General features: G+C 69.6%; 6 protein-coding genes and 1 pseudogene. 3 read left to right on the plus strand and 4 right to left on the minus strand.

All coding sequences use genetic code 11. The annotated features are described in order from the left end of the window. Positions 1 to 26 precede the first annotated feature (26 nt). The 4 genes from AC5P1B_RS19920 to AC5P1B_RS19935 all read right to left on the minus strand — a co-directional run bounded on the left by AC5P1B_RS19920 (position 27) and on the right by AC5P1B_RS19935 (position 4404). Positions 27 to 1337 (minus strand): dihydrodipicolinate synthase family protein, encoded by a 1311-nt coding sequence (locus AC5P1B_RS19920; RefSeq protein WP_493888659.1) that lies wholly within the window; start codon positions 1335 to 1337, stop codon positions 27 to 29. Between the two features lie 163 nt (positions 1338 to 1500). After that, the gene (locus AC5P1B_RS19925; protein ID WP_493888660.1) at positions 1501 to 2679 is read right to left on the minus strand and encodes a Gfo/Idh/MocA family protein; all 1179 of its coding nucleotides are present in this window, start codon (positions 2677 to 2679) and stop codon (positions 1501 to 1503) included. A 428-nt stretch (positions 2680 to 3107) separates the two neighbouring features. Continuing rightward, entirely contained in the window at positions 3108 to 3344 is a 237-nt protein-coding gene (locus AC5P1B_RS19930; protein WP_493888661.1) for a DUF2277 domain-containing protein, read from the minus strand. 247 nt (positions 3345 to 3591) lie between these two features. Continuing rightward, positions 3592 to 4404 carry an alpha/beta fold hydrolase gene (locus AC5P1B_RS19935; RefSeq protein WP_493888662.1) on the minus strand — a complete coding sequence of 271 codons (813 nt, stop codon included), beginning with the start codon at positions 4402 to 4404 and terminating at the stop codon, positions 3592 to 3594. Positions 4405 to 4720: 316 nt separating this feature from the next. Here AC5P1B_RS19935 and AC5P1B_RS19940 point away from each other — a divergent pair, with 316 nt between their 5' ends. The 3 genes and pseudogenes from AC5P1B_RS19940 to AC5P1B_RS19950 form a co-directional block, all read left to right on the plus strand. After that, positions 4721 to 5299 carry a TetR/AcrR family transcriptional regulator gene (locus tag AC5P1B_RS19940; protein WP_493888663.1) on the plus strand — a complete coding sequence of 193 codons (579 nt, stop codon included), beginning with the start codon at positions 4721 to 4723 and terminating at the stop codon, positions 5297 to 5299. Between the two features lie 811 nt (positions 5300 to 6110). Further along, positions 6111 to 10796 (plus strand): amino acid adenylation domain-containing protein, encoded by a 4686-nt coding sequence (locus AC5P1B_RS19945; protein WP_493888664.1) that lies wholly within the window; start codon positions 6111 to 6113, stop codon positions 10794 to 10796. After that, positions 10744 to 14619: pseudogene (locus AC5P1B_RS19950) on the plus strand (amino acid adenylation domain-containing protein); the annotation flags it as partial. The gene AC5P1B_RS19945 and the pseudogene AC5P1B_RS19950, both read left to right, overlap by 53 nt. Positions 14620 to 15063 lie beyond the last annotated feature (444 nt).

Here is a 15063-nt window from a genome sequence, read left to right on the forward strand (position 1 = left end):
CGACTCCCGCCTCTGGCCGACTCCCGTCACTGGTCCACCCCATGGACAGCGAGCAACTGCCGCATGCGGGCCTCGGCGAGCAGCGGTTCGGGGAACAGGCCGAGTCCGTCCGCGAGTTCGTACGCGCGCGCCAGATGCGGCAGCGAGCGCGCCGACTGCAGCCCGCCGACCATCGCGAAGTGCCGCTGATGTCCGGCGAGCCAGGCCAGGAGCACCACGCCGGTCTTGTAATAGCGGGTCGGCGCCTGGAAGAGATGGCGGGAGAGCTCAACGGTCGGGCCCAGCAAAGAGAGAAAGCGCTTCCCTTGCTCTTGCTGTCCTTGACGTTCCTGCTGTCCTGGCTGTCCTTGACGTTCCTGCTGCTCTTGCTGCTCTTGCTGTTCGCCGCGCCCGGCGCCGAGGGTCCGTACCGCTGCGGCGGCCAGCGGCGCGAGCGGGTCGAAGATGCCGAGCAGGGCGTGGCTGTGCCCGGCTTCGTCCCCGGCGATCAGCTCGGGGTAGTGGAAGTCGTCGCCGGTGTAACAGCGCACACCGTCCGGCAGCCGACGCCGTAGCGCGACCTCCCGCCCCGCGTCGAGCAACGACACCTTGATGCCGTCCACCCGGTCCGGGTGTGCCGCGATGACCTCAAGGAACGTCTCCGTCGCCAGGTCGAGGTCATGGCTCCCCCAGTAGCCGTCCAGCGCGGGGTCGAACATGGGGCCGAGCCAGTGCAGGATGACCGGCTCGGCCACCTGACCCAGCAGCCGGTCGTACACCCGGAGGTAGTCCTCCGGACCGCGCGCGACCTGGGCCAGCGCCCGTGAGGCCATCACGATGGCCCGTGCGCCCGCCGCCTCCACATGCGCCAGCTGCTCCTCGTACGCCGCGAGGACATCAGCCACCGAACGCGCCGGTCCCGTGAGCTGGTCGGTGCCCACCCCGCAGGCGATACGGCCACCCACGGACGCCGCCTCGGCGGCAGAGCGGCTGATGAGCTCCGCCGCGCCCGGCCAGTCCAGGCCCATACCGCGCTGAGCGGTGTCCATGGCCTCGGCGACACCGAGACCATGCGCCCACAGGTGGCGCCGAAAGGCCAGGGTGGCGTCCCAGTCGAGGGCCGCCGGCCCCTCCGGCGTGGTGTCGGCGAAGGGATCGGACACGACATGCGCGGCGGCGAAGACGATACGGGCGGGCACCGCCGCGGCCGCGGCGACCGACACCTCGCCTGGCACGGCGGCGGGCGCCACACCACCGTCCCCTTCGGTCGGGGAACCGGTCCGCAGGACGGACGGCGCGGGCTCACAGCGCGGTGCGTAGGAGCGCAGGACACCACCAGGACCAGGAAGACGGATCACCGCACACCTCGCGCTCGGACGGACGACTCGGGGCTGGGGAAGGCACCGTGCGACGCTACGTCCGCCAGGCACCGGATCGCGCGCGTACGGTGCGTGGGCGCGGGCAGGCTCGGGCTCGGCCGCCCCCTGGCTGGGCGGCAGACGGAGATCCGGACGGCGGCGGTCACAGCGTCAGCTCCGGGACTGCCAGCCTGCGGCCCTGCGCCGACGACCGCAGGCCGAGCTCGGCGAGCTGCACCCCCCGCGCGCCCGCGAGCAGATCCCACTGCCAGGGTTCGTCCAGGGCGACATGACGGAGGAACAGCTCCCACTGAGCCTTGAAGCCGTTGTCGAACTCCACGTTGTCCGGAACCTCCTGCCACTGCTCGCGGAACGGCTCCGTGACGGGAAGGTCGGGGTTCCAGACCGGCTTCGGCGTCGCCGACCGGTGCTGCGCCCGGCATCCGCGCAGCCCCGCGACCGCCGAGCCCTCGGTGCCGTCCACCTGGAACTCCACCAACTCGGACCGGTCGACGCGCACCGCCCATGAGGAGTTGATCTGCGCGATCACCCCGCCCTCCAGCTGGAAGACACCGTAGGCCGCGTCGTCAGCGGTGGCCTCATACGGCTTGCCGTACTCGTCCCAGCGGCGCGGAATGTGCGTGGCCACCTGCGCCTGCACCGTCCGTACGGCACCGAACAGCTCACGCAGCACGTACTCCCAGTGCGGGAACATGTCCACGACGATGCCGCCACCGTCCTCGGCTCGATAGTTCCACGAAGGGCGCTGCGCCGACTGCCAGTCCCCCTCGAAGACCCAGTAGCCGAACTCGCCGCGCACGGACAGGATCTGACCGAAGAACCCGCCTTCGATCAGCCGTCGCAGCTTGCGCAGTCCCGGCAGGAACAGCTTGTCCTGCACGACACCGTGCTTGACCCCGGCGTCGGTGGCGAGGCGTGCCAGCTCCAGGGCACCGGCCAGTCCGGTCGCGGTCGGCTTCTCGCAGTAGATGTGCTTCCCGGCGGTGATGGCCTGACGCACCGCCTCCTCGCGGGCGGAGGTGACCTGCGCGTCGAAGTAGATGTCGACGGCCGGATCGGCGAGCACGCTGTCCAGGCTGGTGGACCACTCGGTCAGGCCGTGCCGCTCGGCGATGTCCCGCAGCGCGTGCTCCCGCCGCCCGATGAGCACTGGCTCCGGCCACAGGACCGACCCGTCTCCCAGGGCGACGCCGCCCTGCTCCCGGATCGCGAGGAGGGACCGCACGAGGTGCTGGCGGTAGCCCATGCGCCCGGATACGCCGTTCATCGCGATCCTGACCGTGCGCCGGTCGCCGCCCGGCCGTGGCCCTTGTGTCGACATGTGTCCCTCCCGTACGCGGCGCGCGTCTGGCGGCCACGCTTGACGATGAACCGGATGGTGAACCGAGTGCCGACCAGTAGCCGACGGAACGCGACGAAGGCCGCGAACCGGTCTCGGACGGAGACAGTAAGCGCTTTCTTTGGCAGATTAACCCACGCCTCACGCTCTTGGGGAGAGCCGCAGCACGCCCCCGCTCCGCGCCACGTTTTGCCGTCGCGGACGGGGCTGCCGGATCGCGGGATCGCGGGATTACGGCGCGACGGGGCTGCGGGATTACGGCGCGAGGGGACTACGGGACAGGGGCCATCCGGCGCTCAGGCCTTGGGAGTCGGCTGACGGCCCCGCGTTCGAGCCCAGGGCTGACCCTCCGCGCGCTCCCAGCCCCCGGGCACGCGAGGAGCCCGGGACCCGGTTGAGCGAGGTGGCCGTCAGTCGGAGGCCGCTGCGCGGCGGGCTCGCGCGCCACGTATCTCCAGGCTGTCGAGCAACTGCTTCGTCGCTCCCGCGACGGCCTCGACCGCCTCGTCGAACGCCTCGCGGTTGTGCGCGGCGGGGGCGCGGAAACCCGAGACCTTGCGGACATACTGTAGGGCTGCGGCCCTGATGTCCTCGTCGGCAACCTCAGGCATCACCGGGGGACGGAGAGTCTTGATGCTTCGGCACATAACCACAGACTAGGCGGCGGGTACGACAACGGCCCGGCTTGACCGGCGCCAGCCCCGGCCCCCCACCCGCACCAGACTTCCCGGACGCCGCCCACCAGGACTTTCACCCCTCGCCAGCGTCTGGCGGCCGGGCTCCCTGCCACCCCTTGCCCCTTGATGACGTGGCCCCGCACCCCCGCGCCTACCCCCCACGCCCACGACCTGCCACGCCCCCGCCACCGCTGCCCCAACACGGCTCAGGCGCCCCTCACCGAGTCCGGGAGTCCAGGAAGTCGCCGACGGCGCGCGCGAACCCGGCCGGATCATCGGCATGGACCCAGTGACCGCAGCCCGCGAACTGCCGCAGCCTCGTCCGAGGTCGCCGTTCCGCCATCTCCTCGGCCATCGGCGTCGGGAGGACGAAGCTCTCCGTACCGTGCAGGAGCAGTGCGGGACAGGAGGAGCCGAGCCAGTCCTGCCACCAGTCGCCCACCGCCGCCTCCTGCGAGTCCATCATCGCGCGCAGATCGAAGAGGAACCCCCAGCCGTCCGGATACTCGACCGCGCTCTCCAAGAAGTAGGCGGCGTCCGGGATGCCCCACTCCTCCACCGCACGCCGCAGCCCGGCGAGGGTGTCGGCGCGCCGAGGCCATCGGCTGACGTCGAGGACCGGGTGCGGGATCTCCGGCTTCTTGTTGGAGGCTCCGCCCTCTTCGACGATCAGGGCACTGACCAGCTCCGGATGACCGGCGGCGAGCTGAAAGGCGGTGAGGCCGCCCATCGAGTGCCCGATCACCGGCACGGGCCCCGGACCGAGTTGCCGCAGGAAGGCCGCGGCGTCGGCGATGTACGCGCCACGACTGAAGTCACCCCCGTCGGCCTCGGTATCAGCACTGCGCCCATGCCCTCGCTGTTCGAGGGCGATGACCCGGTACCGGGGCGCGAGAGCCGCCGCCAGGGCCAGAAACATCCGGGCCCTTCCGAAGTGGCCATGGAGTGCGAGCACCGGCTGACCCGGCCCGCCCGCGTCGACGTAGCTGAGGCGGCGGCCACGGATCAGCACGGACGATGCGACGAGCACGACCGGGCTCCTTTCCTCACGCTCGTCCTCACGCTCGATGTCCGCGACCGCGACGGCGACGGCACCAGCACCAGCACCAGCACCATTAAGGTAACGATCGTTTCCTTTACCTGCAAGCGACCGTCTCCGAGCGGCTGCCTTCCCGCACCACCGACCCGCTGCGCGTTCTTACGCTCCACCCCCCTCAGTACGCGCGATACGGCGCATAGGGTGGCTGCGATGCTCCGCCCTTGGCAGGCGGCCGTGCGGCACCGAGGAGGTCACGGCGCAACGGGGCGGAGCGCCCGTCCGCCGACCTCACCGAGGAGTGCCGCTCATGGCCAGGCCCCGCGACCCACAGCGCCGCACCGAGCTGCTGGACGCGATCATCACGTACCTCGCCGAGCACGGTCTCGCCCAGCTGTCGATGCGCCCCCTCGCCGAGGCCCTCGGCCACAGCACACGGGTGCTCACCCATCACTTCAAGGACAAGAACGAGCTGATCGACGCCGTCCTCGTGCGCCTGGACGAGCACCAGCGCGACCGGCTCAGCGCCCTGCCCGGGTGGGCCGAGGGCCGCAGTCTGGGTGCCGTCATCCGCGCCTCCTGGGACTGGCACTTGACGGAGGAACACCTTCCGGTGATTCGCCTGCTCCATGAGATCGAGGGCCTGGCGGCGGGCGGGCGGCTGCCCGGAACCCATGTGCCCGCGATGCTCGCCGAGCGCGCCCGCTTCGTCGCTGAGGCCCTGCGGGTCCACGGTGTTCCCGCCGATGTCGCCGAGCGCAGGGCCACCCTTCTCAACGCGGCGTACGCGGGCCTGCAGATCGACTACCTGATGGCCGGAGACCATGGGCGCGTGCAGGCCGCCCTTGACGACCTCGTGGCGCTGGCCGACCACTGGACCGGCAGCTGACGCGGCCGGTCAGGGCACCAAGTGCCCCCAACCGGGTCTGAGAAGCGTGGCGCGGTGGCAGGGCGGGCCGAGCGCGCCCAGCGCGGAGAAACCGCGCACAGGCGCGGGCCAGGCGTGATGGAGGACGCCGGTCGCACGACAGATCCGGCAACCGCCGCCTTCACGTCGCCCACGCCCCCACCCCCGGGGCCCGGACGTGCCGATGTACTCGCCAACGCCCTTCTCCGGAGGGGGATTTAGGGGTCACCCCGACCGCGCTCCAGGGGTCAAGGGCTCCCCCCTCTTTCCCATATCCGCGTTCTCCGCCCGCGCTGTTCCTGGTCGTCAGCCTGCGAACAGCAGCGTGAGCGCCCCGTACGCGTCCCGCCCAGCGCGGCGGAACCGGCGGAAGAGGCCGGTCGGCCCCGAGTCCGGACGGCGCGGCCCGGCCTTTCCGCCTGACGCGCCGCCAGTTTCCCCGCCGACTGCCGTGGAGCTTTTCCGGGTTGATTCGAAAACCCCCAGTCTTTTGTGTCCGGGCATGAAAGCTTTCCAGCCACCACCCCTTAAACCCCTATCCTCACAACGCTGGTTGACATCTCTTCGATGCGATAGCGACGATGTCGGCAGGCCCGTCCCATGACCTGATGAAGATTGAGCCGCAGTTGACGAGGGGCAGGGCAAGCACTGCTGACGGGGGCTCCAGCATGCTGTCACGCCGCATTGACCGGCGTATGGAATCTCGCCCGTCGGTGCGGACAGCCGACGTGATAGCCAGCGAATAATTCCCGCACAGCTTCCGTGTGCCATTTGCCTCTCTCATGGAGTTCTCATGACCACTGTCGATCAGTTCCCTGCTGCCGATTCCTCTGCCGACGATTCCTCCATCCAGCGGAACTACGCTGCGGCGAAAGCGCCCACCGCAGAAGAACGGGAACTCCTGCTCACCGGGTGGCAGGTGAGCCAGGAGATCGCCGAGGGCACGTTGCCGGAGTTGTTCCAAGAGCGGGTGTTCAGGCATCCGCACGCGCCAGCGGTCTCCGACGCGCACCACACCTGGTCGTATGACGCGCTGAACGAGCGGGCGAACCAGATCGCGCACTGGCTCATCGGGCAGGGCCTCGGCCCGGAGCAGCTGGTCGGCGTGGCCATGCCGCGCTCAGCGCGGCAGGTCGCGATCATCCTCGGCATCCTCAAGTCCGGAGCCGCCTATCTGCCGATCGACCCGGCCTACCCCGCCGAGCGCATCGGTTACCTCATCGCCGACGCGAAACCCACCCTCGTCCTCACCACCACGGATGCGAGCGGCGGCCTGCCGCCGGACCAGGCAGTGCACCCCATCGCCACCGACGCGGCGGAGACCGCGGCGGCGTGGGACGCGTGCGCGCGCACCGACCCCACCGACTCCGACCGGCGCGGGGGCGTGCCACTCACCCCTCGGCACCTCGCCTACGTGATCCACACGTCCGGTTCCACCGGCCGCCCCAAGGGCGTCTCCGTGACCCACGCGGGGCTGGCCGGGCTGGGGGCGGCGCTCACCGAGCGCGCCAGGACCGACACCGGAAGCCGCATCCTCCAGCTGTCCTCGATCAGCTTCGACGCCTCGGTCCTCGAATACATGATGGCCTTCGACGTGGGCGCCACCCTCGTCATCCCCGCGCAACAGCGTCTGGCCGGAGGTGAGCTCACCCAGACCATCGCCGAGCAGCGCATCACCCACGCCTTCATCCCGCCCTCTGTCCTCGCCACCCTTCCCGATGGCTCGCCGGAGACCCTCACCGGGCTGCGCACGGTCATCGTCGGTGCCGAGGCATGCCCGCCGGAGCTGGTCACGCCGTGGTCCGCCGGCCGGCGCATGATCAACCTCTACGGGCCGACCGAGACCACCGTCGCCGCCACCATCAGCCGCCCCCTGAGCGACGGCTGCGCGCCCATCGGCCGCCCCCTGCCCAACACCCGCCTCTACGTCCTGGACGACCGTTTGCAGCTCGTCGCTCCCGACGCCACGGGTGAGCTGTACATCTGCGGCCCTGGCATGACCCGCGGCTACCTCCACCGCCCCGCACAGACCGCCGGCCGCTTCGTCGCCAACCCGTACGGGCCGCCCGGCTCACGCATGTACCGCACCGGCGACCTCGTCCGCTGGAACCACGACGGACAACTCGACTACCTCGGCCGCACCGACGACCAAGTCAAAATTCGCGGCTTCCGCATCGAACTCGGCGAAATCCAAGCCGCGCTCACCGCACTTCCCGACGTCGCCCATGCCATTGTCACCACCTACCAGGGAACAGCGGGCGATGCGCGGCTTATCGCCTATGCGGTGCCGTCCATCAACGGTGACTTCTCCGCGTCCGACGCGCGTGAAGCCCTGCGGCGGCAACTTCCCGACTATATGGTCCCGTCGAACATCATCTCCATCGATGACATTCCGCTCACGCACAACGGAAAAATCGACTACCGGGCACTCCCCGCACCCGACCATTCTCCCAACGGTACGGGCCGCGCGCCGCGTACCAGGCAGGAGGGAATTCTCTGCGGGCTCTTCGCGGAAATCCTGGGATTACCGCATGTCTCCCTTGATGACAATTTCTTCGACCTCGGCGGCCATTCGCTGCTGGGCACGAAACTCATCAGCCGCGTGCGTACCACCCTGGGCGCCGACGTCCCTCTTCGCCTTCTCTTCGAAGCACCCACCGTCGCCACTCTCCTCCCCCAACTCACCGACCGACTCACCGACCGACTCACCGACCAGAACACCCGGGCCGCCCTCGTCCCCGCCCCCCGGCCCTCGGTGCTCCCCCTTTCGTACGCGCAGCAGCGCCTGTGGTTCCTGCACAAACTCGAGGGCCCTTCGGCCACGTACAACATGCCGTTCGCCCTGCGGCTCACCGGCGAACTCGACCGCCAAGCCCTCGAAGACGCGCTGAACGACGTCATCGCCCGCCATGAAACGCTCCGCACCACATTCCCCGAGCACGCCGAGGGCCCGTACCAGCACATCCTCGACGCGGCGCAGGCCCGCCTTCGCGTACCGGCGACGGAGGCCGGCGCGGACGAGCTGGCCGACGCGATTGACGAGGTGGCGCGCTACGCGTTCGACATCGCCACGGAAATGCCGGTCAGGGCATGGCTGTTCACCACTGGCCCGTCGGACGCGGTGCTGGTTCTCGTGCTGCATCACATCGCCGCCGACGGCTGGTCCGTCGGACCGCTCGCCAGGGACATCGTCGCCGCGTACACCGCCCGTAGGACACGCACCGACCCGCCATGGTCCCCGCTCCCCGTGCAGTACGCGGACTACACCCTGTGGCAGCGCGGGCTTCTCGGCGATGAGGACGACCCGCGGAGCCTGTTCGCCGAGCAGTTCGCGTACTGGGCCGACCAGCTCGCCGATCTGCCCGAGCAGGTCACCGTCCCCACCGACCGGCCACGGCCCGCGGTCATCTCGTACGCCGGTGCCACCCTCGACTTCTCGCTGGACGCCGACCTGCACCGGGGCATCACCGAGCTGGCCCGATCCACCGGCACCACCGTCTTCATGGTGCTGCAAGCGGCGATGGCGACGCTGCTCACCCGGCTCGGCGCGGGGACCGACATCCCCGTCGGCAGCGGTGTCGCGGGGCGGACCGAGGAAGACCTGGAAGAGCTGGTCGGGTTCTTCGTCAACATGCTGGTGCTGCGCACCGACACCTCGGGCGACCCGACGTTCGCCGACGTGCTCTCCCAGGTGCGCGAGACCAGCCTCGCCGCCTACACCCACCAGGACATCCCGTTCGACCATCTGGTGGAACGGCTCAACCCCGAGCGTTCACCCGCGTACCACCCGCTGTTCCAGATCGCGCTGGTCCTGCAGAACAACGAGGAGGCGCGCTTCGACCTGCCGGGACTGCGGGCACGCTCGGAGATGGTGCCGACGGCGACCTCGCGATTCGACCTCTTCCTCAGCGTCAGTGAGACGTTCGGCAACGGCCGCTCCCCCGATGGGGTGGAGGTCCGGGCGGAGTACGCCACCAGCCTCTACGACGGGGACACCATCGCCACGCTCGCCTCCCGCTGGGAGCGGCTGCTGCGCGCGGTGGTAGCCGATCCCGGCCAGCGCATCGGCGCGGTGGAGCTGATCACCACCGAGGAGCGACGGCAGGTCCTCACCGACTGGACGCCCACCGACCCCACTGTCGCCGAAGCCACGCTCCCCACCCTCTTCGAGGCCAGGGCCGCCCAGCACCCCCACGCCCCGGCCGTCAGCGACGGCGACGGCGACGGACCGTGGTCCTACGCGGAGTTGAACGGGCGGGCCAACCGGATCGCGCACTGGCTCATCAGCCGGGGCGTCGCCCCTGAGCAACTGGTGGGCGTGGCGATGCCGCGCTCCGCCGAACAGGTCGCTGTGATCCTGGGCGTGCTGAAATCGGGTGCCGCGTATCTGCCCATCGACCCCGCGTACCCGGCCGAGCGCATCGCCTACCTCATCGCCGACGCCGCACCCGCGCTCGTACTCGCCACATCGGACACGGCGGGCGAGCTGCCAGCCGACCTGGGTACCGAGCTGGGTACCGGGCTTGTCGTCAGCGACGCGCCGGAGACCGCTGCCGCCTGGGGGCGGTGCGCCGAGAGCAACCCGGCCGACGCCGACCGCCATGGCACCGCCGTCACGCCGCAGCACCTGGCATACGTGATCTACACATCCGGCTCCACGGGCCACCCCAAGGGCGTCTCGGTCACCCACTCCGGCCTCGCGGGGCTCGGTGAATCACTGGTCCGGCGCTCCGCGGCCGATGCCGACAGCCGCATCCTGCAACTGTCGTCCATCAGCTTCGACGCCTCGGTGCTCGAATACATGCTGACCACCACCGCGGGCGCCACCCTCGTCATCCCCCGGCAGCAACGGCTCGCCGGGGAGGAGCTGGCCGCCGTCCTGGCCGAACAGCGGATCACCCACGCCTTCATCCCGCCATCGGTCCTGGCCACCCTGCCCGCCGACGCCCCGCGCATCCTCACCGGATTCCGCAGCCTGATCGTCGGAGCCGAAGCCTGCCCACCCGAACTGGTCGCCCCGTGGGCCGCCGACCGGCGCATGGTCAACCTCTACGGGCCGACCGAGACCACCGTCGCCGCCACTATCAGCCGCCAACTGACCGACGGCCGGGCGCCCATCGGCTACCCGCTGCTCAACACCCAACTCTACGTCCTCAACCCGCGGCTCCACCTGCTCCCCGCGGGCACCGCGGGCGAGCTGTACATCTGCGGCCCTGGCATGACCCGCGGCTACCTGCGCCGCCCAGGGCTGACCTCGGGCCGCTTCGTCGCCGTACGGGCCGCCCGGCTCACGCATGTACCGCACCGGCGACCTCGTCCGCTGGAACCACGACGGACAACTCGACTACCTCGGCCGCACCGACGACCAAGTCAAAATCCGCGGCTTCCGCGTCGAACCCGGCGAGATCCAGGCCGCGCTGCTCGCGCTGCCGGAGGTCGCCCAGGCCGTCGTCACCACCCACCACGACGAACGGGGTGACACCCGGCTGGTCGCCTACGTCGTGCCCGCCCGTGCCGACGGCTTCTCCGCCGCCCAGGTAAGCGAGGCGCTGCGCCGGCGGCTACCGGGCTACATGGTCCCGGCCTGCGTCACCGCCATCGACGGCATCCCGCTGACCCACAACGGGAAAACCGACTACAAGGCGCTGCCCGCACCCGACTTCTCGGCGGACGCCGCGACGGGCCGTGCGCCGCGCACCCCACAAGAGGAAATCCTCTGCGCGCTCTTCGCCGAGACGCTGGGCGTGCCCAGGGTCGCCATCGGCGACAACTTCTTCCACCTCGGCGGCCACTCCCTCCTCGCCACCAAGCTCATCAGCCGCATCCGCACCACCCTCGGCGTCGAAGCGCCCCTGCGGCTGCTCTTCGAGTTCCCCAGCGTCGCCACCCTCAGCCCCCAACTCACCCACACCCGCCCCCACACCCGCGTCCCTCTCGCACCCGCCGCCCGGCCCAGCCGTCTGCCCCTCTCCTCAGCGCAGCAGCGCCTGTGGTTCCTGCACAAGCTCGAAGGCCCCTCCAGCACCTACAACATGCCGTTCGCCCTCCGGCTGACCGGCGAACTCGACCAAACAGCACTCACAGCGGCCCTGAGCGACGTCATCACCCGGCACGAGACGCTGCGCACCACATTCCCCGAGACCACCGACGGCCCGTACCAGCACATTCTCGACCCGGCGCAGGCGCGCACGAAGTTCGCCGTGCGGCACGTCAGCGAGACGGAGCTGCCCGAGGCGATCGATGAGGCGGCACGCTACACCTTCGACCTCGCGAGCGAACTCCCGCTGCGCGCGCGGCTTCTCGTCACCGGACCGACCGACGCCGTACTGACGCTGGTGCTCCACCACATCGCCGCCGACGGCTGGTCGCTCGGCCCGCTCGCCAAGGACCTCATCACCGCGTACGCCGCTCGCCGCACCGGCACGGAACCGCAGTGGCCGCCGCTCGCGGTGCAGTACGCGGACTACACCCTGTGGCAGCGCGAACTCCTCGGAGACGAGAACGACCCGCGGAGCCTGCTCGCCCAGCAGCACGCGTACTGGGCCAAGCAGCTCGCCGGTCTCGCCGAACACGTCACAGCGCCCACCGACAGGCCGCGCCCGGCGGTCATCTCACACGCCGGTGATGTCGCCTGGTTCACCCTGGACGCGGAGCTGCACAAGAGCGCCACCGAACTCGCCCGCGCCTCCGGCGCCACGGTCCACATGGTCCTCCAGGCCGCCATGGCCACCCTCCTCACCCGGCTCGGCGCCGGAACGGACATTCCGGTAGGCGCCGGCGTCGCGGGCCGCATGGACGACAGTCTCAATGAGCTGGTCGGCTTCTTCGTCAACACCCTCGTCCTGCGCACCGACACCTCCGGCGACCCGACGTTCGCCGAACTGCTGGCGCGGGTGCGCGAGACCAGCCTGGCCGCGTACACCCACCAGGACATCCCCTTCGACACCCTGGTGGAGAAGCTCAACCCCGAGCGGTCCGCCGCGCACCGCCCGATGTTCCAGATCGCGCTGGTGCTGCAGAACACGGAGGACTGGCGGTTCGACCTCCCCGGACTCCAGGTACGTACCGAAGTCGTCGACCTCAAGGCGTCCCGCTTCGACCTCTTCCTCAGCCTGCGCGAGAACAAGGACGCCACCGACGCGCCCGCCGGCCTGACGATCCGGGCCGAGTACGCGACGGCCCTGTACGACCGGGAAACGGTCCAGGCGTTCATCGGCCGCTGGACACGCCTCATGCACGCCCTCGTCACCGACCCGTCGCAGCGCATCGGCAACCCCGACCTCCTCACCCCGACCGAACGGAACCAACTCCTCACCGACTACGGGCGCGACGACCAGGTACTGGCAGAAGTAACACTGCCCGAGCTGTTCCGGGCCCAGGCCGAGGCAACCCCATCGGCACCGGCCGTCCAATGCGGCGATACCTCCTGGACCTACGCCGAGCTCAACACCCGGGCCAACCGCATCGCCCACTGGCTCATCAGCCACGGCGCAGGACCCGAGCAACTGGTCGGCGTCGCCATGTCCAGCTCACCCCACTACGTCGCGGTCATCCTGGGCATCCTCAAAGCGGGCGCCACCTACCTCCCCATCGACCCCACATACCCCAGCGAGCGCATCAGCTACCTCGCCACCGACGCCCAACCCGCCTTCATCCTCACCACCACCGACACCACCACCCAACTGCCCGGCGAACTCACAACCCCGCTCGTCCTCATCGACGAGGAGGAGACGGCAGCCGCATGGCAGAACCAGTCCGACAACGACCCGGTGACGGCGCTCACCCCCGCCAACACCGCATACGTCATCTACACCTCCGGCTCCACCGGCCACCCCAAAGGCGTCGCCGTCACCCACTCCGGCATGGCAGGCCTCCACACCACCCACACCCAACGCCTCACCCCCGGCACCGGCGCCCGAGTGCTCCAGTTCGCCTCACCCAGCTTCGACGCCGCCGTATGGGAACTCGTCATGGCCCTCACCACCGGCGCCACCCTCGTCATCCCCAACCAAGACCGCCCGGCCGGAGACGAACTCGCCCAGATCCTCAGCGAACAACACATCACCCACGCCACCCTGCCCCCCTCCGTCCTGGCCACCCTCCCCCCACACACCGCCGAAACACTCACCGAACTGCGCAGCCTGACCCTGGCGGGCGAAGCCCTACCACCCCACCTCGCCAAACACTGGGCACCCGGCCGCACCCTCCTCAACGCCTACGGCCCCACCGAAACCACCGTTTGCGCCACCACCAGCACACCCCTGACCGACAACCACACGCCAATCGGCACCCCCATCCCCACCACCCACGCCTACGTCCTCGACACCACCCTGCAACTCGTCCCCATCGGAACACCCGGCGAGCTCTACGCAGCGGGGCCCAGCCTCGCCCGCGGCTACCTCCACCGCCCCGCACAGACCGCAGGCCGCTTCGTCGCCAACCCGTATGGGCCACCCGGCTCACGCATATACCGCACCGGCGACCTCGTCCGCTGGAACCACAACGGACACCTCGAATACCTCGGCCGCACCGACAACCAGGTCAAAATCCGCGGCTTCCGCATCGAACCCGCCGAAATCCAGGCCGCACTCATCGCTCATCCCGGAGTAGCACAAGCCGTCGTCACCATCCACCAGCCCGACGACAGCGACATCCACGACACCTTAGGCACCCGAGACGTCCAAGGCGCCCAACTCGCCGCGTACATCGTCCCCGTCACCCATGAGTTCGCAGCCAATGGCGACCAGGAAGACGACCACGTCGAGGAATGGCGGAACATCTACAACGCCGTCTATGACGAGATGGCTGCCACCTCCTCATTCGGCAGCGATTTCCACGGCTGGAACAGCTCGTACACCGGGCAGCCCCTCCCCCTCGGCGAGATGGAGGAATGGCGCCGAGCCACCGTCGACCTCATTCAGGAACACCGGCCGCAACACATCCTGGAAATCGGAGCGGGCTCAGGGCTTCTCCTCGCGCCTTTGGGACCCACCGTCGAGTCCTACTGGGCCACCGACCTCTCCCCGGCCTCCGCCAAGTACCTCACCACACAAACTGAGCGCAACAACTGGGCGCATGTCCAGGTCCGCTGCCAGCCCGCCCATGACTTCACCGGCATCCCCACCGACTACTTCGACACCATCATCCTCAACTCCGTCATCCAGTACTTCCCCCACCACCACTACCTCACCAACGTCCTCAACCAAGCCATCCACCACCTCACCCCCGGCGGCCGCCTCATCATCGGCGACATCCGCCACCACGCCACCCACCACACCCTCCACAACGCCATCCACACACCCACCGCCCCCCACACCAACACCCTCCACCACACCACCCAACAAACCCTCCTCAACGAAGAAGAACTCCTCATCCACCCCACCTACTTCACCACCTACACCCAACAAAACCCCCACACCACCGGCATCGACATCCGCCTCAAACACGGCACCACACACAACGAACTCACCCGCCACCGCTACAACACCATCATCCACAAAACACCCCACCAAACCACCCCCCTCAACCACCTCCCCACCCACCCCTGGAACACCCACAACACCACCCCAACACCACTCCACACCAGACTCACCCACCTCACCCAAACCAACAACGGCCCCTTCCGCATCACCGGAATCCCCAACAAACGACTCACCGCCGAAGTCGCCGCGTGGAAAGCCGCCGGTGACAACGCGCCGATCGAACAGATCCGCCGGGTCCTCACAGCGGATGACGCCACCGCCGTC

This window comes from Streptomyces sp. A01 (assembly GCF_059026195.1).